Below are 22,545 nucleotides of genomic sequence, written 5' to 3' on the forward strand. Positions count from 1 at the left end.
CTTCGGAATAGCGTGGCATGAATGCTCCCATGCCGCCCCTGATTGGTTAAATTCAGGCGAAACCGCCTACTGGACAACTAGGCTGACAGAGGGGGAACCGGCCTTCCCATAAACTGCCGGTGCGGTCATATCTGCGATTGAAATAGCGGACATATCGCCGGCCGATGGCCTGCATGAATAATGAGATGCTTTTATCCGTTTCCGGCGTGGCCAGAAAATGGACGTGGTTGTCCATCAATACCCAGGCATGGAGGGAGACGCGGTGTTCTTCGGCGTAGTTTTTCATGAGATTTGTATAAAAGGCCTGATCGCTGTTGCCGCGGAAGATGACCTGGCGGTTGTTGCCGCGTTGGACGATGTGTTGGGGGATGCCGGCGGGGCAGAAGCGTTGGGTGCGGGGCATTTCATCACATCCTTGTGACTGCTGGGTTACTTTGGGGCGGGACTTTAGGGGGTTATCGGGAGTGAGGCTGTGATCTTTGTCACGGGGTTGGGAATTGGGGTCTGAAGAACGCCTTCTTCTGACCCCTTTTTGAAAGCTGGCTCTGAGTTTGGCTTGAAAATGGAGTCAGATGAAGGATTTCATCAGACCCCTGTGCCGGACAGGCCTCTGCGTCATCTTTGGACTCCTGTGTCTAACCCTCTGAAGTGCTCGCGAGCTTTTCGCCTTGCTTCCTGATCCCTTCCAGAATCGGCCCGCTGACATGTTCAGGAAAGCCCCCGGGCAGCATTGCCTCTATTTCGGTAATGACGCGCTCTGTCTGGGCTGAGATTTCTTTGATTAGTTCTTTGGCGTGGCTGATTGAGTATCCGACCTGTTTTGCAGTGCTCAGGAAATGTCGGGGCTGAATTCGGTTCCAATGGTAGTGTTTGTTTCGGCCCCGGACCGCCATGGCCATTTGGGCTCTTTCTGGCGGGAGGCTTCCTTGCGCCATCAGTGGGTAAGCAGATATGACATCGTACAGAGGCGTCATGCGGTAAGCGGAGCCTGGTTCTATGAACAGGCTGAAGTTCTTGGCATGCCCATCGATAGCGCCCAATAGCCAGAACAGGATCTGTGCTTTGAAAAAACGCTCGCGATCCAGGTTTGCCTGTTGGGAGCCAAGTAACAGTTCCATTCCCTCCCGGATACCCGGTCCGCCATCGCTTTCATATTTGATGGCAGGGGCGACACCCAATGCCTGGCAAAAATCCTCCTGGGGAAGCCTTATTAACCAGGAACCGTCACCAGACCAGCGCCTATCGAAGCGCTCGACAATCAATACCTTCTGGTCTGCGAATTCGGCGAGTTCCGCGTTGGGAACGGGGGCGCCGAAGGCTTTCAGAATGTGTAGGCAAAGCCATTCATTCTCGCCGCTTTCCCGAAGGTCGATGTTGCTGTGGTCGAGGAACCCGATTGGAAGCTTGAAGATGTGACTTGTCGGTGTGCTGCCGACAGGGCGCTGCCACTGGTTGTTGTGCCACAGTAGGGCTGTTTTCTCTTGTGCTCCTGCCAGGGAAATTCTGAAATTCTGTTCGCCTGTCATTCCGAGGGGCGCGTCTCGATAACCCTTGAGTAAATTTGCAATGGTTTGGGTATCCAGCGGCTCGGCGGTTACTGCCCTGACATCCGGAATGGATGCGTTCCCGGGGAAAAGCTGGATGGCGCCCACGCAGTCGCGGCCAATGGTGGACAGTAGGTCGAACGGGTGCCGGGATGGGATTTTGAACCGGGCTTGCATCCGTGCGCGAATGGCGTCTGAGTCTGGCAGGAGGTTGTCGAAAAAATTGTAGACCAGCTCACCCCTGTAGGGTGACCGTGACAAGGGTAGTGAAAGCGAGATGGCGCGTGCACCGGGCCTGTCTAGCCATTCTGCGTTGTACTGGAATTCCATTCCTCCGGAGCGGTCCAGGGTCAGTGCGCCGACATGAAGGCCGTTAAGGGCGACGATGAGTTGCGGCATGATTTACCACTCCTGGTCCCAGCCGGATGTCTGCTCAGCCGTGCCACGCTCGGAAAGCTTTAGCTCGAGATTCAGGGCGGCCAGTAACTTGAAGAGTGTTTCCAGGCGACTGTTCTCCGGGTTGTTTTCGAGCGCTGATACGGTGGCCTGTTTGATGCCAACCAGATCGGCTGCCGCTTGTTGGGTCAGGCCAAGTTCCTTTCGGGCGTTTTTGAGGGCTTGGGCTAATTGTTCGGGCGAGGTGATTTTCATGGCTATACCCTTGGGCGGATAATTTTTACGATATACCTCATAGAGGATAATGACAAGTTTATCCTCTAGTTGGGATGAGGGGCTTGGGGTCTGAAGAAAACCTTCTTCTGACCCCGTCTTGGACTGTGGCTCGGAGTTTGGCCTGAAATCGGGGTCAGAAGAAGGTTTTCTTCAGACCCCTGTGCTGTTCATCAGACCCCTGTGCCGGCCTCGTGTCCCCCTTTGCTCGTGTCGACATTTTTAACGGATGCCGGTCTGGGCGGGTTCATGGTGGGATGTAAATGCCCGTAATGAGCGTTATTCCCGGTAACCGGAATGGTTCCTGCCTTCGGACTGATGCACATTACTAATTCATAAGGAGTTATGGAGTAACACCATGCAGGGATATGTTCGATTGATGCAGGCTGGTTTGATCATTCTGGCGCTGGCGTTTTCGGCCAGGGTGTTTGCGGTGCCGGTGACCTATGACGGGATTACGTTTCCGGATGGGGATGTGAGTTTTGCCGATGGGGTTCTTGATTATGATCCGTCCTACAGTGATGAGGCTGGGCCGACGGATCCGAATTATATGGATCCTGCGGAGGCGCTGGGTGCTCCGGATTATACCGGTTCGGTTGGCTCGGTTTCTCTCGGAAGTGGCGGTCTGATTGAGCTGGTTTTTACTGATAATTCGCTCACCAACAGTGGCGACGATGCCTATGACCTTCACATCTTCGAGATTGGCCCGGATGTGGAGGATACCTTTGTTGCGATCCGGCCGACGCTGGATACCTTCGATCTTTTGGGCTCGAGCTATGACATCAATGGTGACGGGTTCTTCGAGATTGGATCTGTGAATGGTTCGACCTCCTCCCTGGATATCGACGCAATCTTCAGTGGGTTTACCGCGGGCTCGCTGTTGTTCGATGCGGTGCAACTGATTGATGACCCGGACAAGGACGGGCAGGGCGGCAGCACTGTAGGGGCGGATATTGATGCCGTGGGTGCGATTTATTCGGCGCCGCCAGCACCTGACAAGCCGCCGGTGGCCAGCGTGCCTGAGCCGGGTACCATTGGATTACTTTCAATTGGGTTGTTGGCCCTGGGGCTGGTTCGGCGCCGGACCTCGGGCTGAGTGGCGTGCACCTGGGGTCTGAAGAACACTTTCTTCTGACCCCGTCTTGGACTGTGACTGTGAGTTTGGCCTGAAAATGGGGTCAGATGAAGGCTTTCATCAGACCCCTGAGCCAAGACCTCTGAGTCGGCCGCAGAGCCCTGTGCCTGCTTCACGCTCTTCCTCCACATTTCCTTCCCTCGATTGTGAATAGCCGCACACCACCCGCCATGGCTTCTCGGATATAGTGCTTCCGTGGCTGATCAAAAAGAATACAAAGTGGCCGCCTGCGATCGCTGGTAAAAAGAAAAATAAGCCGCGGTGGCAGTGGAGTCGGGCGTCGAAACTGGCTCTTGAATCAACAATCCGAGATACAACCTATGAAACAGCAAGCGTATGGATACGCTGCCCTTGCCGTGTTCTGCCTGGGTTTGGCGCCCGTTGCCCATGCAGAGCTTGAGCCCATTTCCGAGGAAAGGATGGGCGAGGTGACAGGGCAGGCTTTTATGAACATTGAGAACCTTCCTGTGGACACCACGGCCTCCGGGCATGAGTTCACGCGGATGACCCTGAATATGGATATCGAGACCAGGGTCAATATCGATGATGTCGTGGTCGGCCAGATTGATGGTGGGGCGGATTTTGCTGCCAGCCATGTGGCGCTGGGCCATATTGCCCGGGAGGGCGACGGCGCCCAGTACGACGGCGTGACCTACGCGGCCGGTGAAGCCGTTCCTTTCGAAGCCTATGATCCCTATATCGAGCTGGCGGTGGATCCGGATGAGGTGAATCCGGATAACTCGGTTGGCCGGCTTTCTGGGTTCCGGATGGGGTTCAAGCAGGCTCGGGGGTCTGTTTCTTCAAATACCACCTCCTTCAGTGGCGATATTGGTCTGGTGATCAATGACTCTTCGGGAAACCCTCAGCAGGCGACCCTGTTCGGGCCAGATAATCTCGAAACCACAAAGCGTGCAACGCAGATTGGTATCGCTGACGCAAATGGTGCCTGTGTGCCCGGCGAAACATGCGCTGCTTTATCCCAATTGCGTTCGCTTATTGTCGGTGCTGATAATGGCTCCGGTGGAACCGGCTTCACCGATGATTTCTTTATAGGTTTCCAGCGCGAGGATGTGAAGTGGCAGAGTCCCGACGGGGCCAATGTAATTGAGGCTGGGCAGGGGGTGTTTATTAACCTGCCGACCAATATGACGGTGGATATGAGTACTTTGACTGGAGCCGGGGTGCCGCGGTTGCGGACGCACCAGACGGATTTGGGAGAGAGTCTGTTCTAGGGTTGCCTGTGTTGCACGAGGGGTCTGAAGAAAGCTTTCTTCTGACCCCGTCTTGGACCTTGGCTCCGAGTTCGGCCGGAAGTTGGGGTCAGAAGAAGGTTTTCTTCAGACCCCTTTGCCAGAGAGTGAATTACAGTTCCCTGAAGAATCAGGGACTGAAAGAATGCCTCAGGATCATTGAAATTTATCGGGTTGAATTTCAGGAGAGGTGGGATGCCTGGTTTAAAAGGAAAGGATGTCCATATTGACGATCGGTATCTTCATGTGGAGTTGGAGGATGGCCGGGTTATTTCAACTCCGGTCTCCTGGTATCCCGAACTTGAGCGGGCTTCAATTTCCGAATTTCGGAAGTACCGCTTCATTTGTGACGGCACGGGGATCGAATGGGAGACGCTGGATTACCATTTGAGTATCGAGGCGATGCTGTATCGAGACGCTAAGCAGGGTGCGGCGTAAACAGGGGGGGGTTCTCGGACGGTGATTGTCGCTCTGAAGTTAATTGTAATCGTATCCGTATCTGTGAAGCCCTAAGTTGTGTATATATTGGTCTGTTTCTGCACAGAGGAGCGGCATGAGAACGAACATTGTCATAGACGACGAATTGATGGCCGCAGCTTTGAAGGCATCGGGTTGCGAAACCAAAAAAGAAGCTGTCGAGAAGGGCTTGAAGCTGTTGGTACAGGTGAGCAGGCAGAAGGAAATTTGTCAGTTGCGGGGCGAAATAAAGTGGGAGGGTGATCTTGATGAAATGCGGAGCGCCAGATGACTGTAGGACAGGCCGCATCCATGTCTGCCTGTCCGCAGTTAAATCACAACCTTAAATTAATAGAGCATCATCCTCTTAACCGAGAGAAGGATCCTGAGAGGAAGAATCGTCAGGAATATCTTCAAGTGAGCTATCCAGTGTGTTGGTGTCCTCCCTTACAGGGTACGTGGCCTCAACCTTCACTAGCATTCCGCTACCTCCTCTGGCCCTCCGCCCTTGAGCGAAGTGGCCATAGGCGCTGCGCGATTTCCCGGAACGATGCCCTAGAGCCAGAGACAACAAAGTAGTGTTTTGGTTGGCGCTTTTGAGGTCGCTTGAAAACTGGTGTCGAAAACAATACGGAGCAAGTTCTGGCCAGCCAAGTGCGGTCACCACTTTTTTAAAACGCTTTCTGAAAGAGTCCGGATTTGGGCACATTATTTCAATTTCGGGACGTCGGGTGTGCGACATCACCGAGATGACCTCTTGGGCGAAAGGGTTAAGTGCCGAGACCGTAATAATTCGTTCAGGCTGTCCGCCGCCCGTTAAATCACTGACCTTCGCTCCCTTGATTGTCACTTCGAGCCCGACCTCCACAACTTTGAGCTCAATACCCTTGGCCGTTTCTGCGGGCCTGCAGCCTGTCATCGCGTATATTTGGCCCAACAACCAATCCTCAGGTTGAAGCTTTTGAATAACGACTTCTCGCCAGTTTTTCGGCTTTCCCTTCAGTGCCTTTCGCTTGGAGTTCTTTTTCCGCTCAACCTTTGGTGTGTAGCTCTTATCTAGCGCATCCAAAAGATTCGGGTAAAGTAGTTCCAATAAAAGGAAAGACCATGCCTCGGCTAGATGATGCCTCTCCTCGTTTCGATAGCGGTCAATATATCCGATTATCGTCGCGAGGCGGTGTGCCTCGAAATATCGAAATGCGGCCCGTACGGTCTTGGCCGTGTTTCTTCGTAGGTCCCTTTCCACGCAATAATCGATCCACTCCTTGTCGACTAAACGACTAGCAATTTGCTTATATTTTTGGAGTGTTGAAGGAGCCTGGTTGCGTAAAACGCCGGCTGCAAACTCCCGAACGTTGTCCTCGGATAGCGGATGTTGGTTTAGATGCATGTTAAATATTCCTGATAGTTAGGTCATTGGAAGATCTCTCCGGCCGGTGAGATAAAATGTTGCGCGCGATTTCATCCTAAAGGTGTTGTCAGTTGGTCTGGGCCGAGAGCCTATAAAAAATCTATATTGAATTCGAATATGCATATGTCATGTGAGCATAAGTGTTGAGGGACGGCTTTGTAGCGGGGGTTTGAAGGCCTTAAGAGGCTGTTCAAGGCACAACCAGACGGGAGCTGTTTGTTTCAAATCCGTTTTTCGTTCTAAACTCCTGCATTCTGCGTTCTTAGGAGGTTGCATTTGATCCGCTCATTCTACTGGCACGATTACGAAACCTTTGGTGTCGATCCGGTGCATGACCGGCCTGCACAGTTCGCCGGGGTTCGGACGGATGCGGATCTGAATATTATTGAGGATCCGCTGGTGATCTACTGCAAGCCGACGGACGATTACCTGCCGTCACCTGAAGCCTGCCTGATTACCGGGATTACGCCACAGAAAGCGGTGGAAGAGGGCTACCCGGAAGCGGAATTCATTGCCCAAATCAACGAGGCGTTCAGTCAGCCGGGAACCTGTGTGGTCGGGTACAACAGCCTGCGATTTGATGACGAGGTAACGCGGCACACGCTGTATCGGAACCTTCGCGATCCCTATGCCCGGGAGTGGCAGAACGGGAATTCCCGGTGGGACATCATTGATATGGTGCGGCTGACTTACGCGCTGCGGCCCGAGGGGATCAACTGGCCGAAGAAGGAAGACGGCAGCCCCAGTTTCAAGCTGGAGGAGCTGACGGTGGCCAATGGCATTGCCCACGAGAGTGCCCACGATGCCATGTCGGATGTGGAGGCGACCATTGCGGTGGCCAAGCTGATCAAGGAAAAGCAGCCCAAGCTGTTCGACTTTGTGTTGCAGAATAAAGACAAGCACTCGGCCCGGCAGATGCTGGATACCGGGACCATGAAGCCGGTGTTTCATATTTCCGCCAAATACCCGGCCAGCCGGGGCTGTTGTGCGATGGTGGCGCCAGTGGCGGACCACCCCACCAACAAGAATCTGGTAATTGTCTATGACCTGCGGGAAGACCCCGACGAGCTGATTGCGGCTACGCCGGAGCAGATTCGTGAGCGGGTGTTTACCTCCCAGGCGGAGTTGGGGGAGGGTGTGAGCCGGTTCCCGCTCAAGGGCGTGCAGCTGAACAAATGCCCGGTGCTGGCGCCGGCGAATATGTTGTCAACGCTCTCGGCCGAGCGACTGGAAGAGCTGGAGTTGGATGGCGATGTACTGCGTGCCAACCTGGCCAAGCTGCGCAAGGCGCCGGATCTTCCGGCTCGCATTGCCCAGGCGTTTGACCAGGATTTTGAGGGCAGTGACCTGACCGATCCGGACGAGCAGCTCTATGCCGGTGGGTTTATCAGCAAGACCGATCGGGAAAAACTGAACTGGCTGCTGAGCCAGCCGGTGGAGACGCTGGGAGAGCAGGAAGTGCGGTTCGAGGATGACCGGCTGCAGGAGCTGGTGTTCCGATATCGCGCCCGGAATTACCCCAGCACCCTGATCGGCGAGGAGATGGAGCGCTGGGAGCAGTTCCGCTCCGAGCGGCTGATGCACCCTAAGAAGGGCTGGCGGTCGCTGGAGGCCTATGCCCACGAGCTGCAGCGCCTGGCGGCCGATCCGCAGCTGACGCCGGAGAAGCGGCATGTTTTGGAAGAGTTGCATTTTTATGGAGAGTCGTTGATTCCTTATGTGTGATGGCGCACAGGGGGTTGATGGGCAGAGGGGTCTGAAGAACGCTTTTTTCTGCCCCCAAGTTCCATCCAGCTTCTGAGTAGAGATCTACCGCTCCTCTAATGTGCGCCGCCTGTGGCGTCACCATTGAGCGGCTTATTAGCAGACTCTGCCTGTAAACGCTCAACCAGCCACACCTTGATGATCGATTGGCGGGTAACGCCAATGCGCGCCGCCTCGCGATCCAACGACTCTACAACCCAGGCTGGAAAATCAACGTTGATTCGTTTTTGTTCCTGATTAACACGGCGAGCAGAAGACAGGTCGAGGATATCAACAATATCTTCCTGATCTTCCTCAAATTTTTTATCGAAGTTTTCAGCTTTCATAGAGCTCAACCTCCTTCTTACGGGAACGCCTGACAGAAATCAGGCGAATACGACCTTCCTTGTAGGTAACGACAGCGGACCAATGCTCTTCACCAATCTTGCCTATCAGCACGAATCTTGGCTCGTCTTCTGATTTTGCTCGGATTTCCAGCAGGTATGGATCCTTCCATAGCCCTTGGGCAGCTACGAAATCAATTCCGTGCTTATCTAGGTTCGCTTGGCTTTTGGTTTTGTCGAACTCAAACTCATCCATGAGTAAAAAATATTCCTTTTTTACTCAAATCGCAAGATGCTGGAGGGGGGGTTGAGCTGCTAACTCGGGGTCAGAAGAAAGTTTTCTTCAGACCCCAGTGCCCAACCAGACTCCGCTGCCGCGCCAGACCCCTGTGCCACGCCCCCACCATTCGCCCAATAGCCTTTCCTCCCGCACTTCCGTACAATATTGCTCTTCTTTTCAACACATCCATTCTGTTCAGTCTGGAGCAAGGGCATGTCTGATATCAAAAAGGTGGTTCTGGCCTATTCCGGTGGCCTGGATACTTCCGTGATCGTGCGGTGGTTGCAGGATACCTATAACTGTGAGGTAGTGACGTTCACTGCCGACATCGGCCAGGGCGAGGAAGTGGAGCCGGCGCGTGCGAAGGCGGAAGCGCTGGGCGTGAAGGAGATCTACATCGAGGATCTGCGCGAGGAGTTTGTGCGCGATTACGTGTTCCCGATGTTCCGCGCCAACACCGTTTATGAAGGTGAGTACCTGCTGGGTACGTCCATTGCCCGCCCGCTGATTTCCCGTCGGCTGATCGAGATTGCTAACGAGACCGGTGCGGATGCTATTTCCCACGGTGCCACCGGCAAGGGTAACGACCAGGTGCGTTTCGAGCTGGGTGCCTACGCGCTGAAGCCGGGTGTGAAGGTGATTGCGCCCTGGCGTGAGTGGGATCTGAACTCCCGCGAGAAGCTGATGGCCTACTGCGACGAGCGCAACATTCCGGTGGAGAAGAAGAAGGGCAAGAGCCCGTACTCCATGGATGCCAACCTTCTGCACATCTCCTACGAAGGCATCAACCTGGAAGATCCCTGGGCGGAAGCCGAGGAAGACATGTGGCGCTGGAGTGTTGCTCCGGAAGACGCGCCGGACAAGCCGACTTACATTGAGCTGACCTATGAGAAGGGCGACATCGTTGCCATCGATGGTCAGGCCATGAAGCCCCACGAGGTTCTGGAGCACCTGAACAAGGTGGCCGGCGCCAATGGTATCGGCCGGATCGACATCGTCGAGAACCGCTACGTGGGCATGAAGTCCCGCGGCTGCTACGAAACCCCGGGCGGCACCATCATGCTGCGTGCGCACCGTGCCATCGAGTCCATCACCCTGGACCGCGAAGTGGCCCACCTGAAAGACAGCATCATGCCGCGCTACGCCGAGGTGATCTATAACGGTTACTGGTGGTCCCCGGAGCGTGAGGCTCTGCAGGCGCTGATCGACAACACCCAGGAATACGTCAACGGTACCGTTCGCCTGAAGCTCTATAAGGGCAACGTGGACGTGGTTGGCCGGAAGTCTGACGATTCCCTGTTCGACGAGAAGATCGCCACCTTTGAGGAAGATCAGGGTGCGTATGATCAGAAGGATGCGGAAGGCTTTATCAAGCTGAATGCATTGCGGTTGCGGATTGCGGCCAGTAAGGGGCGGAAGCTCTGAGGTAGGGTTTAAGACGGGGTCAGATGAACGCTTTCATCTGACCCCTTTTTTTATGCTTTCACTTTGGGGTTGAGTCTAAGTTGGGGTCAGAAGAAGGTTTTCTTCAGACCCCTGAGTTGCTCCGGGGTCTGATGAACTCCGTTCATCTGACCCCATCTTCACGATTCCCCACGCCGAAACTCCCCGGGCGTCTTCCCCGCCACTACCTTGAACTTCCGGTGAAACGACGTGGTCTCGCTATACCCCAGCCTCAGCGCAATATCCGGTATCGCCATGTCGCTGTTTCGCAGGTAATCCTCCGCCATCTGTTGCCGCACTTCATCCAGTAAGCGCTGGTATGACACGCCTTCCTGGCTCAGTTTTCGTTGCAGGGTGCGGCTGGTGAGGCCGAGGTCTTCGGCCACGAGGTCTTGCCGGGTGATGCCTTGGTTGAGCTGCTTCTGGATGCAGTGTTTCACCCGGGTGGTCAGATCGCTGTCGGTTTCCAGGGATGCCAGTTGGGTGAGGGCATGGGCTTCCAGGGTTTTGCGCAGCAGCGGGTCGGGCTGGCGGAGGCGGCTGTCCAGCAGGGCTTTGGGGAGGGTGATGCAGTCCTCCTCGGCCCCGAACACGACAGGGCAGTGCCAGCGCTGATGGTAGGCGGCTTCCTGCTTTGGGTCTGGCGATTGCCGGCGCAACTGGACGGCGGTTGGCGCAGTGGTGGTGTCATCTGCCAGCCAGCGGGCGTAGTTGATCCAGGAGGCAAACACGTTATCCACCAGGTGCGGGCGCACCACCCGATCGTCGTAGTTGCAGTGCCAGGTCAGTTTGAGGGTATCGCCATGCACGGACAGGCGGGTGGTGCCCATGTCGCCGACCAGTTTTTCGAACGGGGCAATTCGCGCCACGGCTTCGCCCAGGGTGGAGCAGCTCATGGTGATGTAGCCGAGCACGCTGTAGGAGCCGGGTTGCACGAAATCGCCGGTTTCCAGGCCGAGGATGGGGTTGTTGGCCATGTCGACGAGCTGGCGGATGAAGTTCTGGAACTGTTCGCCGTTGATGCGGTCGTCATCGGTTTCCAGGATGGCGGGATCCAGTCCGGCACGGGTAACAAGAGGGCGGATATCGATGCCCGAGGCTTCGGCGGCACGGACGTATTGGCGCAGGGCAGCGACGGAGACGGTTCCGGGAGTTGTCATGGTTATACGGTACGGCTTTGTTGTCGTCGTTTGTTGCCGAGTATACAGGAGAAGCGGGGCGGGACTCAGGCCAAATAAAAAGGCCAGCTAAAAAGCTGGCCTGAAAACACGGAAAGAACGAAAGTGCCTGAAAAAATTCGTTAATCCTGTGAACTCATCGCCCATATGGCGGCGGAGGTACTGCACGGCTCCTCCGCCATGGGGGATACTGCTTGAATCCACGGCTTTAGATTACGTATTTGCTCTCGACATGTCTGTTTGTGAGTTGTGTCTCAGTGTTACGGATTGTTTTTTGGGTGGGCTGTACATTGCCAGAGATCAACCGGAGCTTGGCCGGAAAAGCATAGATCGTCAACCGCGCTGGTAAGATTGCGCATATCCTCTAAAAAAGACCTTTAAACCAGTCATTTTGCTTGCCAAAATGTGTACCCTCTAACACAATAAGACCTAATAACAGGTCCTTTAGGTGATCGCATGACTCATCAAATCTACTCAGAAGTTACCGCAAGCATTTCAGAGCTCAAAAAGAATCCGATGGCGGCCGTGGATTCCGGAGAGGGATTTCCAATTGCTGTTTTGAATCGGAACAAGCCTGCATTTTACTGTGTTCCGGCTGAAGTTTATGAAGCCATGCTCGACAGATTGGACGATCAGGAGCTGGCAGCCATTGTGAAAAAAAGAAGTGCAGAACCAAGCGTTCGAGTTGACCTGAATGAGCTTTAAATATTCGGCTATTTGCATTCTAGGGTTGGAATTCCCTCGCTCTGACCCTGGATTCGAGATCAGGTCAAATGTAGCCTCTGGTTGGATTTCTCTGTTTTTCGCTGCCTCACCAGAATCTAACATTGGTTGGATTCTCTGATGCAACTCTCTCGCGTTAATCCAGCTCACCACTCTCTGCCTGTTTCAACAACGTCGGAATGTGCGGCCCATATTCCACCTTGCCGTGACCTGCTCGAATACCACTCCCGACCTTTCGGGCTTCTTTGGAGTACAGCGTCTTTGCTCGAATGATGGGGTAGCTGTAACCCCGACCTAATCGGTTGGACATCTTGATCAAACCGTTGAGCCCTTCGGTGTAACCATTAGTGATCGGGAATGGTGCATCCCAGTAGGCAAAGATGTCGTCGTAATGGTTGTGAACCGTTTTGGCCAGCTTCTTGAATGCCACTAGCCCTTGGTCTGGCAAGCTGTTCTCCCAGGCTTCAAAGGCGTTCTGAGCGCTCTGCTTGTCGGGTTCATCGTAGATGCAGAAGAAGGCTTCCTTGAAATCATAGGCTACGGCAAGCTCTGGGATCGCCTGCTTCACGACCTCCAGCGCCTTTTGTTCTGCGGGCGTCAGGTTACCGGGCCGCTTCAGGGTGAGCCAGCGAATGGACTTTTTGACGTAAATCCGGTCTTCTTTGCTTAGCTGAGCCTGATAGTTCTTGCGCTCAACTTCCAGCGCTTCGGAGGCCATTTTAACGACATGGAATTTGTCGATAACCAGCTTGGCGTTGGGCAGGTATTGAGCAAAAGAACGTTTGAAGGGCCGCCACATATCCGTACAGACCCATTCCACCTTGTCAGCGTCCGGTAAATCCTTGAAGAAGGGCTTCAGGTGCTCTTGAGTACGATGCTCCAACATATCAAAGACGTTGTTGGTTGCCAGGTTGGTAATTACACAGCGATACCCGCCTGCCAGGTTCACTTCGTCGATGCCCATGATGACCGGGGTTTCATAGCGAACGGTTTGGGAGAGTTCCTCAATGAGGTCATGAGCGATGTTCTTGACGGTGTTCACCGCCACGCCGGTTTGCTCGGCTAAAGCATGGAAGGTGGTTCCAAGGCACTGTTGCCGAATGACATCGACCAGCCGTTTGGTGGCTCGGCGTTTGTCATCCAGAAAACTCAACTCCGGCATGGACATTTTGCCGCACAACTCACATCGAAAGCGCGGGCGCTGAACTTCAAGACGGACGGGCTCCATGTACAACGGCGTGTCCATGAACTTGTTTTTGCGCGTGCCGTGTTTGTGCATAGGAGTGTTGCAGTCCCCACATAACGGCACCTCGACCGTTTCCGGCTTGGCAACTATCACAAGGCCTTTGCTCTCATGGCGCATATCCACCGGTTTTATGCCAGGCAGATTCAGCAGGTCAAGCATCGGCTTAATCCATATCCAAGTCGATGTCTTGGCCTTCGCGCAGCAGGTCATACACCACGTCAACCAGTGCGGCCATGCCCTGACGATCAGACTTGAGCACCTGGGTGGCCAGCTTCTGGTGACTGGACAAAGCACGTACCACCGCTTGCTGAACAGCGCCAGGCAAGTTGCCTTTCATGGCCTGTTCGCGGGTGTTGCTTTCCACCTGAGCCATCACCACATCGCTTTCACCGGCGATTGAAAAGATCTGATTCACGAAGGCCACCTGATCCTGAATCGGCGTTGCCTCACCAAACAGGCTGTTGAGCCGCTCAATAATCTCTTTGACGAATTTCGGCTTGTCGCCTGCCACACCACCACCGCCTGCACCTACCGGTTGCAGTACCGGGGTTTCGCCTTCGTCCTCCGCGTTCTCTGAACGAGCATTGATGTCAAAACCGGTGAGCACCAGGCCGGTCAAGTCAACGGTTTCAGGTGCTTCGTGCAATAGACGCTTTTGCAAGAGCTTGGCGAAGGCGGCGAAGTTCTCCAGCTCCGGGTCGCCAAAATCAATCAGTTGGGCGATATAGGAGTAGGTACGACAAAAACGCCCCAAATCCGACTTGAAGCCAATCAGCGCCTTGATTTGCTCGGCGTACTCATCCTGATGGTGATCGGCAGACTTCATGCCCGCCTCATCACCTTTGGCGCGGGCCTTCTCAAAAGCCGCTTCCCAGGTCGCCATGCCATCGCGCAGCATCTTCATCTTGTCGTTATACAAGGCCGTCGCTCCAGCAGTGGCGGCATACAGTGCCTTGTGCTGTGGCGATTTGGTATGGGTGATGTCGCGGATGGTCTTGAAGCGAGCTTCCTTGAACGTAGCCAAGTCCTTCTCGTCGTACAGGCCGTGCTCGTCCAGGCGCTCCTTGATCTCATAGACCACATTGAGGTCTTGCACTTCGTCGATGTGAGCGCCCTTGTCATAAGTGGTAAAGGCCTGGCGCACGTTCTCCGGGTCGTTCACAAAGTCGATGATAAAGACCTCATCCTTACCTGGTGCCGTCCGGTTGAGGCGGGCGAAGGTCTGCACAATCTCCACATGGTTGGCGATTTTCTTGTCTACATACATGGCGACCAGTTTGGGCTGGTCAAAGCCGGTCTGGAACTTGTCGGCCACCAACATCACCCGGTATTCAGGGCGGTCAAAGGCAAAGCGCAAATCCTGCCCTTGGACATCCGGGTTCATGCTCTGCTCAGTGAACTCCTCGCTCTCATCGACGGTAAACACATCGTCCTTAAACTCACCGTCATCCTGGTGCATCACCTGCTTGCCGGTCATCTTGCCGGAGAAGGCCACCAGTGAATGAATAAAGCCGTACTCGCTGTGCTGCTCGATATAGCGGTCAAACGCCTTCTTGTAGCGAATGGCGGCGGCACGGGAGCTGGTGACCACCATGGCCTTGGCCTTGCCATCCAGCCGATGGGCGACGTTCTTGGTGAAGTGCTCAACGATAAACTGCACCTTCTGAGTCACATTGGTGGGGTGCAGGGACATCCACTGTGCCAAGGCGCGTTTGGCGGCCTTGCCGCTCACCCGCTTACTGTCTTCAACTTGCTTGGAAAGGTTGAAGGCCGTTTTGTAGGGCACATAGCCTTTCAGCACATCGAGAATGAACTTCTCCTCGATGGCCTGGCGCATGGTGTACAGGTGGAAGGCTTGTGGCGGGTTATCGTTCGAGGCCGGCTGGCTCGGGTCTTTCGGGCGACCGAACAGCATCAAAGTGGAGTGCTTCGGCGTACCGGTAAAGGCGAAATAGCTGATATTGTCCGGACGGGCGCGGGACTTTTGCAGTTGTTCCAGCAACTCATCCACCGTCATGGTGGACATCTTGCCTTGCCCGCTCATTCCCAGTGCGGCTTGCAGCTTGGCGGCGGTAGCACCGGTCTGCGAGTTATGCGCCTCATCAATGATCACCGCAAAGTTTTTCCCTTTCAGGGCTTTGTCGGTGATGATGGCTTCCATCGCATAGGGGAAGGTCTGAATCGTGACCACCACAATCGGTGTTCCAGACAACAGAGCTTCCGAAAGCTGCTTGCTCTTGGACTTGGACGATTTCTGCCGGTCGATGGCGGCGATCACGCCAAACTGGTGGTCAATCTGCTTCACCGCATCCTGGAGCTGGCCGTCCAGCACATTGCGGTCGGTGACAATAATCACGCTGTTGAATACCGCGTCGCCGTTGTCTTCGCGCAGCTTCACCAGATCATGGGCCGTCCAGGAAATGGTGCTGGTTTTGCCGGAACCGGCGCTGTGATCGCACAGGTAGGTCATGCCTGGGCCGTTCTGACTGGCATCGGCCAGCATCTGGTTCACTGCCGTCCACTGGTGGAAGCGCGGAAAAATCAGGGTCTCTTTCTTTGACCAGTTGCCCTGAATATCCACCACGTCCTTTGTCTCTACGTAGACAAAGCTATGGAAAATCCGCAGCCAGGCGTCCGGCTGGCAGACCGCCTCCCAGAAGTAGGCTACCGGGTATTCCTGGGTACCATCGGCCTTGATCTCACCGGGCGGGTTGCCCGCATGTACCGCGCCGCTTTCGTCCTTGCGACCCTTGTTGAACGGCAGGAAGAACGTATTTTCCCCTTCCAGCTTGGTTGCCATCATGATTTCGGAATCAGACATGGCAAAGTGCACCACCGCCCCGCGCTTGAAGGTCAGCAGTGGTTCCCTTCGTTTGGTCTTGGGATCATACGGCAAGCGGTCATTTCGGTATTGATCCATCGCCGCTTCCGCCGACTGGGTAAAGTCGGTTTTGAGCTCCACCGTCGCCACGGGAAGACCATTGATAAACAGCACCAGGTCAATGGCGAACTCACGAGCGGGGTGATACTTCAGCTCGGGCACCACGCGCAGAATATTGGCCTGGTAGCGCTCAATGACTGTTGCATTGCGCTTGTCTTCCGGTGCGGCCTCGGTCATCTCGATCAGGCCGCAACCGGCAATGGAAAAGCCCTGACGCAGCACCTGCACAGTGCCTTGTTTCTCCAGCGCTTTATCCAGCCGCGCCAACAATACCTCTAGGGTCTTGGCCCCATTGAGCCGTTCCAGCTTGTCCCACTTTTCCTGCTGGCCGCTGGTCTTGATCCAGCTTTCCAGATCTTCGGGGTATACCGCTCGCTCGGTGTCGTAATGCTGGTTATCGCCTAGCTTCCAGCCTTGTTCTACCAGTCGGTCGATGATGTATTGCTGGAAGTGTTTTTCCTGATGGGCGGATGTCTGCATTATTGCTCTCCTCGCAAATCAATCTGGCCGGTCACAGCGGCGGTAATAAAGGCGGCGCGGCGCTCTTTGAGCAGGGTAATGCTTTGTTCCGCCTTGCCGATCAGCGTATCAATGCGGGCGGTTTCGCGGTCGAGGGTGGCGGCGATGGTGGCTTGTTCGTCTGGTGGAGGCAGCGCTACTGGGGCATTACCAATAGTATTTTGATTCAGGCCATATCGGGTTATTCCCGGCGACTCAACAAAGAAGTGAGCTTTTGTATGATCCGACTGGAGCGAACGATGGATATAGCTTCCATAGTTATCATTTAAGGCACGAATCATGGTGAGATGATAGCCACAAATCACTCCGGGCATATCATGTGGAACAAAGGCTGGAATCCCTATGTCGGACGGGTCTTCCGAATCCTTCGTGATAATGACATCGCCTTTTTTCAGAGTGAACTGCTCAATCTCGTGGGTGCTGGCAGTAGCCTGCATGAAAGGCATATCATCACTGATGAACTCGTTGTAATAGACATCCGTGTAGTTACAAAGCTCAACCGTCTGCTGGTCTTCGTAGCTCTTCTTGTCAACGCCACTATTAGAGTAACGCCCGACATGACGTAGTCTTTTCACCTCCCAATGCTCCGGCACCTGCCCAATCCACTCAACGCCAGAATCTTTCATCCGCACATTAGGGTTCAAACCTTTCGTAACTGCATGGGTGATCAGCGCCTGGCGCTTTTCCTTCAGCAGCTCGATAAAGCGGGTTTTCTTCTGGATTAGCGCATCAATGCGGGCGGTTTCGCGGTCGAGGGTGGCGGCGATGGTGGCTTGTTCGTCTGGTGGAGGCAGCGCTACTGGGGCATTACCAATAGTATTTTGATTCAGGCCATATCGGGTTATTCCCGGCGACTCAACAAAGAAGTGAGCTTTTGTATGATCCGACTGGAGCGAACGATGGATATAGCTTCCATAGTTATCATTTAAGGCACGAATCATGGTGAGATGATAGCCACAAATCACTCCGGGCATATCATGTGGAACAAAGGCTGGAATCCCTATGTCGGACGGGTCTTCCGAATCCTTCGTGATAATGACATCGCCTTTTTTCAGAGTGAACTGCTCAATCTCGTGGGTGCTGGCAGTAGCCTGCATGAAAGGCATATCATCACTGATGAACTCGTTGTAATAGACATCCGTGTAGTTACAAAGCTCAACCGTCTGCTGGTCTTCGTAGCTCTTCTTGTCAACGCCACTATTAGAGTAACGCCCGACATGACGTAGTCTTTTCACCTCCCAATGCTCCGGCACCTGCCCAATCCACTCAACGCCGGAATCCTTGTACGCGGGATACACTTTGTACTGGCTCATTCGCTGGCCACCTCTGCCAGTAGCGCGGCAATCTCGGCTTCCACCTGCTTCAGGTCTTCATCAATATCATGCAGCTTGCGCGGCGGCTGATACTGGTAGAAGAAGCGGTTGAAGTTGATCTCGTAGCCGACGCGGCCCAATTGACCGTCCTTGGCATCGGTAAAGCTCTCGTCCAGATAGGCATCCGGGACATGGGGCAGCACTTCGCGGGCGAAGTAGTCGTCAATGTCTTCCAGGTAGGGGACATTTTCGTAATCGGTCAGGTCAGTATCCGGCACCAGGTTGCCGTTGGCATCCGTGACCGGCTCGGCTTCCGGGTCTTTGTGACCAAAGGCGTTGATCAGCGCGGCGATAAAGGTCTTGTTTGCCTTGACCTTGAGCTGCTTGGCTTCGTCGGACTTGATTGCGTCCTTGGCAAAGGTTTCTGCCCAGCCATAGGTCTGCGTTTGCCCGATCAGCGGCTTGAGGGCGTCGCGCCAGAATGTCTGATGCGCGTCAGAGAGCTTTTCCCAAGCGGGGTCGGCTTCCAGCCGCTCCGTGCCTGCCTTATCCAGTTCCAGGGTCATGCGCAGCGGGCGCAGTACCTTGATACGGCGGTAGCCAAAGGTGCGGTAGTCGAGCATCCGGGAAAGCGCATCGGTTTCCCCAGCGGCGTAGATGTCCAAAATCTGGCGGCACTGATCATGGCTGACAATACGGCGCTTGTTGCCCTCGTTGCGGATTGAAGTCCACAGGTCGGTGGCGTTGATCAACTGCACCTTGCCTTTGCGCTCCTGCGGCTTCTTGTTAGACAGAATCCACAGGTAGGTGGCGATATTGGTGCGGAAGAACAGATCCGTTGGCAGGGCCACAATGGCTTCAATCAGGTCGTGTTCCAGCAACCAGCGGCGGATTTCCGATTCGCCAGACGCGGCACCACCGTTGAATAGTGGCGAGCCGGACAGCACGATAGCGGCGCGGCCACCGCCGTTGATCGGCAGCTCCAGTTTGCTGGCCAGGTGCATCAAAAACAGCATGGAGCCATCGCTGATCTTCGGCAGGCCTGGCCCAAAGCGGCCCAATTCGCCTTTCTCGTGTTCCGCTTCGACGGCGTTTTTGTCCTTCTCCCATTTCTTCCCAAAAGGCGGATTGGACAGACAGTAGTGGAAACGCTCACCGGCAAACTGGTCGTTGGACAGCGTGCTGCCTTGACGAATGTTCTTCGACAGGTCGCGGCCAGGGTCGGACTCCAGACGGCGGATCAGCATCCCCGCCACACAAACCGCATGGGTTTCCGGCTCCAACTCCTGGCCGTGCGGCACCAGTACCGGCGGTACCTTGTCGCGGCCACCGTAATCGCCCACATGGTTCATGGCATCAGTGAGGAACCCACCCGTGCCGCAGGTCGGGTCATACAGGGTACGAATCAAACCGGGGCTGGCCTCAAACAGGGCGTCATCCGGGTCAAGCAAAAGCGCGGTCGCCAAGTGAACGATGTCACGCGGCGTCATGAAGTCCTCGGCCCCTTCGTTGACCTCGGCACCAAAGCGGCGAATCAGGTGTTCGTAGATGTTGCTCATCACCCGATCCGGCACCACATCAGGGTGCAGGTCGATCTTGGCGAAATTCTGGCAAATCTTGTACAGCAAGCCAGCCTTCTCCAGCCGGATCACGGTATTGCCGAACTCGAACTCCTCGAAGATAGCGCGGGCGTTATCCGAAAACAGGGCGATGTAGTCTTCCAGATTGCGGCGCGTCTTGGTGCTACCGAGGGTGCCAAGGGAGTATTCTGAGGTGTTGTAGAAGGGGTATTCAGCGGTTGAGCGCAGAATGGTGTCCAGCTCAACATCGGCATCCTTGAAAGCGGCGTATGCCTCTCTCACCGCCTCGCGGGTCGGCTCCAACGCACACTCCAGGCGGCGCAGCAAGGTAAACGGCAAGATGATTTTGCCAAAGTCCGTATGTTTGAAGTCCCCCCAAAGGTCTTCCGCGTTCTTCCAAATAAAGTCAGCCTGTGAAGCTGCCGATCCCGTAAATTCGTTCATCCTGGCCTCCAACCACCTTTTGCACGAAACGCTATCATGATCAGCTGGTGATTATCAACCATATTTTGCACAAAAGAGGATGGATTCCAATTCTTGGCTGAATCTGCAATCCTACCTCAGAATGCAAATAGCCAAATATTCGCTTGCGTTCAAGCCCTCAGCCCTGAAGGAATGGAAAAAGCTCGCACCGGCGATTCGAGACCAGTTCAAGAAAAAGCTCACAAAACGGCTAAACGATCCACACGTTCCAGCTGATGCCCTATCCGGGCTTTCAGGTTGTTACAAGATTAAACTGAGGAGTGTCGGTTATCGTTTGGTCTATCAGGTCGAGGATGCAGAGGTTCTCGTTACTGTTGTTGCTGTGGGGCGGCGCGAACGTGGTGCCGTCTACAGCAAAGCTGAAGATCGCATTTAACTTTTGGAGGTGGGCGTTCAACTCGGGGTCAGATGAAGGCTTTCATCAGACCCCTGGGGTCACCCTGCCTGCAGCGCCCTTGGCGAGACTTCGGTAAACCGACGCGTTTCGTAAGCACTCATCAGTCCCTCCATAGCGGTGTGTTCCATGTCGTGCACGGAGGGCGAGCCGTTGGTGGCGTCGGCTCGGCAGAGGACCATGCCGGCTTCGACGGAGATGTAGCCTACAGAGGTTTTCAGGGCTTTGTGGTTGATGCCGTCGAAGATGCGGCGGAAGGTGGTGGCGGTGCAGTGTTCGCGGTTCGGGACGTAGGCAACCAGGGCGAACTGGTTGTCACCTACGCGGCATAGCACATCAATGGGGCGGACCAGGGATTTCAGGCGGCGGGCGATGCCGGTGGCCAGTTCGCGCATCACTGATGGCGGGTGCTTGCGGCTCAGTTCCTGCCAGTTGCGGATGCCGCACAGTACGTATGCGGCGGCACCGCCCCGGGCTTCGGCGTGGCGCAGGGTTTTGTCCAGGCGGTCCCGGGCGTATTTGTGGTTACAGAGGCCGGTTTCCAGATCGATGATGTTGGAGGATTCCAGAACCCGGTTGTTTTCGATCAGCAGAGCGTTGGTCCGCAGCAATGTGTTCTGACGGTCGGCCATGCGGTCGGCGGCGAAGATCCGTGGGATTAGCTGCTTGGTCATGTCCGATTTGCAGATGAAGTCATCCACGCCTCGGTCAAAGGCTTCGGACAGAGCTTCCACGCCTTCCCGGGCGGTGAGCAGGATGACGTAGGTGTAGTGTTTGGCCAATTCGTCCTGCTGCCGCACCTGGTCCGTGAGCGCCAGGCCGTCCATTTCCGGCATCAGCCAGTCGGCGATCAGCACGCTTACCGGCCGCTGCTCGATCATTTCGAGGGCGGCGGGGGCGTTGTTGGCCACGCGTATGTCTCGATAACCGGCATTTCGCAGGGTGCGTCCAACCACCATACTGCTGAATTTGGCGTCATCGACGACGAGAATGGGTAGGTCCAGGTTTGGCATAGCGTCTACTTCTTTCCAGTCCATTGTCAGATGCGGTGTTTGCCGGGGCTTGGTATGATCCTCGGCATGAATCGGGGGCTTGCGCCTGGGGTCTGAAGAAAGCCTTCTTCTGACCCCATTTTCGACATTGCCCGCTAAGATGGGGTCAGATGAAGGTTTTCATCAGACCCCTGAGTTGGCCTTGAACTCGCGGCTTGCACGAGGGGTCTGAAGAACGCTTTCTTCTGACCCCATTCTCGACTTAGCCGCTAAGCTGGGGTCAGATGAAGTCTTTCATCAGACCCCGACGTGCCACGTCAGCCCCTGACATTTTCGCCAGTATACCTCTGCCAAATTTTGGAGAATGACGACCATGCCCTCTTTTGACATAGTTTCTGAAATAGATATGCACGAAGTCACAAATGCGGTGGATCAGGCCAAGCGGGAGCTGGGTAACCGCTGGGACTTCAAGAATGTGGAGGCGGATATCGAGCTGGAGGGCGAGCGCATTACCATCAGCGCCGAGCAGGAATTCCAGCTGGAGCAGCTGAGGGACATGCTGCGGATGGCGTTTGCCAAGCGCAACATCGATACCAGGGCGCTGGCGGAGGAAGGTGACAGCAAGGCCGGCAAGCTGGTGAAGCAGCATTTCACGCTGAAGCAGGGCATCGAGACCGACAAGGCCAAGAAGATCGTGAAGATGATCAAGGACCAGAAAATGAAGGTCCAGGCCAGCATCCAGGGCGACAAAGTGCGGGTGACCGGCAAGAAGCGGGACGATCTGCAGGAGGCGATTGCCATGCTCCGTGAAGCCGAGCTGGATATTCCGCTGCAGTTCAATAACTTCCGCGACTGATCCGGGGGCATTCCTATCCTATTCTCCACCCGCTGGGCCCTGGTC

The 22,545-nt window shown here is 55.0% G+C and carries 21 protein-coding genes; 9 read left to right on the forward strand and 12 right to left on the reverse strand.

Annotated features, from left to right (window positions below):
- Positions 1-52: 52 nt before the first annotated feature.
- The 3 genes from DET50_RS08860 to DET50_RS08870 form a co-directional block, all read right to left on the reverse strand.
- Entirely contained in the window at positions 53-403 is a 351-nt protein-coding gene (locus tag DET50_RS08860; RefSeq protein WP_113862507.1) for a transposase, read from the reverse strand.
- 232 nt (positions 404-635) lie between these two features.
- Positions 636-1,943: a type II toxin-antitoxin system HipA family toxin gene (locus DET50_RS08865; RefSeq protein ID WP_113862508.1), complete on the reverse strand. Its 1,308-nt coding sequence runs from the start codon at positions 1,941-1,943 to the stop codon at positions 636-638.
- Between the two features lie 3 nt (positions 1,944-1,946).
- Positions 1,947-2,195 carry a helix-turn-helix domain-containing protein gene (locus DET50_RS08870; protein WP_113862509.1) on the reverse strand — a complete coding sequence of 83 codons (249 nt, stop codon included), beginning with the start codon at positions 2,193-2,195 and terminating at the stop codon, positions 1,947-1,949.
- A gap of 376 nt (positions 2,196-2,571) precedes the next feature.
- Between DET50_RS08870 and DET50_RS08875 the strand changes: the two genes are divergently transcribed.
- From DET50_RS08875 to DET50_RS08890, 4 genes are all read left to right on the forward strand, one after another.
- Positions 2,572-3,309 carry a PEP-CTERM sorting domain-containing protein gene (locus tag DET50_RS08875; protein ID WP_113862510.1) on the forward strand — a complete coding sequence of 246 codons (738 nt, stop codon included), beginning with the start codon at positions 2,572-2,574 and terminating at the stop codon, positions 3,307-3,309.
- 359 nt (positions 3,310-3,668) lie between these two features.
- Entirely contained in the window at positions 3,669-4,580 is a 912-nt protein-coding gene (locus DET50_RS08880; RefSeq protein ID WP_113862511.1) for a hypothetical protein, read from the forward strand.
- Positions 4,581-4,793: 213 nt separating this feature from the next.
- Positions 4,794-5,036 carry a DUF2442 domain-containing protein gene (locus DET50_RS08885; RefSeq protein WP_113862512.1) on the forward strand — a complete coding sequence of 81 codons (243 nt, stop codon included), beginning with the start codon at positions 4,794-4,796 and terminating at the stop codon, positions 5,034-5,036.
- A 115-nt stretch (positions 5,037-5,151) separates the two neighbouring features.
- On the forward strand, positions 5,152-5,346 hold the full coding sequence (locus tag DET50_RS08890) for a type II toxin-antitoxin system VapB family antitoxin (RefSeq protein WP_113862513.1): 195 nt from the start codon (positions 5,152-5,154) through the stop codon (positions 5,344-5,346).
- 75 nt (positions 5,347-5,421) lie between these two features.
- Here DET50_RS08890 and DET50_RS08895 read toward each other — a convergent pair whose 3' ends face one another.
- Positions 5,422-6,444, reverse strand: coding sequence for a site-specific integrase (locus tag DET50_RS08895; protein WP_113862514.1), 1,023 nt, complete (start codon positions 6,442-6,444; stop codon positions 5,422-5,424).
- 297 nt (positions 6,445-6,741) lie between these two features.
- Here DET50_RS08895 and sbcB point away from each other — a divergent pair, with 297 nt between their 5' ends.
- On the forward strand, positions 6,742-8,190 hold the full coding sequence (gene sbcB, locus DET50_RS08900; protein ID WP_113862515.1) for an exodeoxyribonuclease I: 1,449 nt from the start codon (positions 6,742-6,744) through the stop codon (positions 8,188-8,190).
- A 95-nt stretch (positions 8,191-8,285) separates the two neighbouring features.
- Here sbcB and brnA read toward each other — a convergent pair whose 3' ends face one another.
- Together brnA and DET50_RS08910 are read right to left on the reverse strand one after the other, a co-directional pair.
- On the reverse strand, positions 8,286-8,555 hold the full coding sequence (brnA, locus tag DET50_RS08905; RefSeq protein ID WP_113862516.1) for a type II toxin-antitoxin system BrnA family antitoxin: 270 nt from the start codon (positions 8,553-8,555) through the stop codon (positions 8,286-8,288).
- Complete coding sequence (locus DET50_RS08910) at positions 8,545-8,808, reverse strand: BrnT family toxin (protein WP_113862517.1); 264 nt, start codon at positions 8,806-8,808, stop codon at positions 8,545-8,547. The genes brnA and DET50_RS08910 overlap by 11 nt, the downstream gene beginning before the upstream one ends.
- 237 nt (positions 8,809-9,045) lie before the next feature.
- Between DET50_RS08910 and DET50_RS08915 the strand changes: the two genes are divergently transcribed.
- Positions 9,046-10,257, forward strand: a complete 1,212-nt coding sequence (locus tag DET50_RS08915; RefSeq protein WP_113862518.1) for an argininosuccinate synthase — start codon at positions 9,046-9,048, stop codon at positions 10,255-10,257.
- A gap of 158 nt (positions 10,258-10,415) precedes the next feature.
- Here DET50_RS08915 and DET50_RS08920 read toward each other — a convergent pair whose 3' ends face one another.
- Complete coding sequence (locus tag DET50_RS08920) at positions 10,416-11,435, reverse strand: AraC family transcriptional regulator (protein ID WP_113862519.1); 1,020 nt, start codon at positions 11,433-11,435, stop codon at positions 10,416-10,418.
- A 474-nt stretch (positions 11,436-11,909) separates the two neighbouring features.
- Here DET50_RS08920 and DET50_RS08925 point away from each other — a divergent pair, with 474 nt between their 5' ends.
- Complete coding sequence (locus DET50_RS08925) at positions 11,910-12,158, forward strand: type II toxin-antitoxin system Phd/YefM family antitoxin (protein WP_113862520.1); 249 nt, start codon at positions 11,910-11,912, stop codon at positions 12,156-12,158.
- 154 nt (positions 12,159-12,312) lie between these two features.
- On the opposite strand, the gene DET50_RS08930 is transcribed toward DET50_RS08925, so the two are convergent.
- The 4 genes from DET50_RS08930 to DET50_RS08945 are packed head-to-tail and all read right to left on the reverse strand — an operon-like array spanning position 12,313 to position 20,219.
- Positions 12,313-13,581 (reverse strand): ISL3 family transposase, encoded by a 1,269-nt coding sequence (locus DET50_RS08930; protein WP_113862521.1) that lies wholly within the window; start codon positions 13,579-13,581, stop codon positions 12,313-12,315.
- 4 nt (positions 13,582-13,585) lie between these two features.
- Entirely contained in the window at positions 13,586-16,843 is a 3,258-nt protein-coding gene (locus DET50_RS08935) for a type I restriction endonuclease subunit R (RefSeq protein WP_113862522.1), read from the reverse strand.
- On the reverse strand, positions 16,843-18,195 hold the full coding sequence (locus DET50_RS08940) for a restriction endonuclease subunit S (RefSeq protein ID WP_113862523.1): 1,353 nt from the start codon (positions 18,193-18,195) through the stop codon (positions 16,843-16,845). The genes DET50_RS08935 and DET50_RS08940 overlap by 1 nt, the downstream gene beginning before the upstream one ends.
- On the reverse strand, positions 18,192-20,219 hold the full coding sequence (locus DET50_RS08945) for a type I restriction-modification system subunit M (RefSeq protein ID WP_113862524.1): 2,028 nt from the start codon (positions 20,217-20,219) through the stop codon (positions 18,192-18,194). Before DET50_RS08945 ends, DET50_RS08940 begins: the two co-directional genes overlap by 4 nt.
- 79 nt (positions 20,220-20,298) lie before the next feature.
- Here DET50_RS08945 and DET50_RS08950 point away from each other — a divergent pair, with 79 nt between their 5' ends.
- A complete protein-coding gene (locus DET50_RS08950; RefSeq protein ID WP_404932731.1) occupies positions 20,299-20,634 on the forward strand; it encodes a type II toxin-antitoxin system RelE family toxin in 336 nt (111 codons plus the stop codon).
- Between the two features lie 59 nt (positions 20,635-20,693).
- Here DET50_RS08950 and DET50_RS08955 read toward each other — a convergent pair whose 3' ends face one another.
- Positions 20,694-21,665, reverse strand: coding sequence for a response regulator (locus tag DET50_RS08955; protein ID WP_113862525.1), 972 nt, complete (start codon positions 21,663-21,665; stop codon positions 20,694-20,696).
- Between the two features lie 352 nt (positions 21,666-22,017).
- On the opposite strand from DET50_RS08955, the gene DET50_RS08960 reads away from it, so the two are divergent.
- Entirely contained in the window at positions 22,018-22,500 is a 483-nt protein-coding gene (locus DET50_RS08960) for a YajQ family cyclic di-GMP-binding protein (protein WP_113862526.1), read from the forward strand.
- Positions 22,501-22,545 lie beyond the last annotated feature (45 nt).

Origin of the sequence: Marinobacter pelagius (assembly GCF_003315345.1) — a bacterium.
GTDB lineage: Bacteria > Pseudomonadota > Gammaproteobacteria > Pseudomonadales > Oleiphilaceae > Marinobacter > Marinobacter pelagius_A.

Excerpts from the sequence above, each read along its gene's own strand:
- DET50_RS08940 (WP_113862523.1), bottom strand. The coding sequence starts at position 18,195 with ATGAGCCAGTACAAAGTGTATCCCGCGTACAAGGATTCCGGCGTTGAG.
- DET50_RS08880 (WP_113862511.1), top strand. The coding sequence starts at position 3,669 with ATGAAACAGCAAGCGTATGGATACGCTGCCCTTGCCGTGTTCTGCCTG.
- DET50_RS08870 (WP_113862509.1), bottom strand. The coding sequence starts at position 2,195 with ATGAAAATCACCTCGCCCGAACAATTAGCCCAAGCCCTCAAAAACGCC.
- DET50_RS08860 (WP_113862507.1), bottom strand. The coding sequence starts at position 403 with ATGCCCCGCACCCAACGCTTCTGCCCCGCCGGCATCCCCCAACACATC.
- DET50_RS08910 (WP_113862517.1), bottom strand. The coding sequence starts at position 8,808 with ATGGATGAGTTTGAGTTCGACAAAACCAAAAGCCAAGCGAACCTAGAT.
- DET50_RS08875 (WP_113862510.1), top strand. The coding sequence starts at position 2,572 with ATGCAGGGATATGTTCGATTGATGCAGGCTGGTTTGATCATTCTGGCG.
- DET50_RS08920 (WP_113862519.1), bottom strand. The coding sequence starts at position 11,435 with ATGACAACTCCCGGAACCGTCTCCGTCGCTGCCCTGCGCCAATACGTC.
- brnA (WP_113862516.1), bottom strand. The coding sequence starts at position 8,555 with ATGAAAGCTGAAAACTTCGATAAAAAATTTGAGGAAGATCAGGAAGAT.
- DET50_RS08865 (WP_113862508.1), bottom strand. The coding sequence starts at position 1,943 with ATGCCGCAACTCATCGTCGCCCTTAACGGCCTTCATGTCGGCGCACTG.
- DET50_RS08915 (WP_113862518.1), top strand. The coding sequence starts at position 9,046 with ATGTCTGATATCAAAAAGGTGGTTCTGGCCTATTCCGGTGGCCTGGAT.
- DET50_RS08890 (WP_113862513.1), top strand. The coding sequence starts at position 5,152 with ATGAGAACGAACATTGTCATAGACGACGAATTGATGGCCGCAGCTTTG.
- DET50_RS08925 (WP_113862520.1), top strand. The coding sequence starts at position 11,910 with ATGACTCATCAAATCTACTCAGAAGTTACCGCAAGCATTTCAGAGCTC.
- DET50_RS08885 (WP_113862512.1), top strand. The coding sequence starts at position 4,794 with ATGCCTGGTTTAAAAGGAAAGGATGTCCATATTGACGATCGGTATCTT.
- DET50_RS08960 (WP_113862526.1), top strand. The coding sequence starts at position 22,018 with ATGCCCTCTTTTGACATAGTTTCTGAAATAGATATGCACGAAGTCACA.
- DET50_RS08955 (WP_113862525.1), bottom strand. The coding sequence starts at position 21,665 with ATGCCAAACCTGGACCTACCCATTCTCGTCGTCGATGACGCCAAATTC.
- DET50_RS08945 (WP_113862524.1), bottom strand. The coding sequence starts at position 20,219 with ATGAACGAATTTACGGGATCGGCAGCTTCACAGGCTGACTTTATTTGG.
- DET50_RS08950 (WP_404932731.1), top strand. The coding sequence starts at position 20,299 with ATGGATTCCAATTCTTGGCTGAATCTGCAATCCTACCTCAGAATGCAA.
- DET50_RS08935 (WP_113862522.1), bottom strand. The coding sequence starts at position 16,843 with ATGCAGACATCCGCCCATCAGGAAAAACACTTCCAGCAATACATCATC.
- DET50_RS08895 (WP_113862514.1), bottom strand. The coding sequence starts at position 6,444 with ATGCATCTAAACCAACATCCGCTATCCGAGGACAACGTTCGGGAGTTT.
- DET50_RS08930 (WP_113862521.1), bottom strand. The coding sequence starts at position 13,581 with ATGCTTGACCTGCTGAATCTGCCTGGCATAAAACCGGTGGATATGCGC.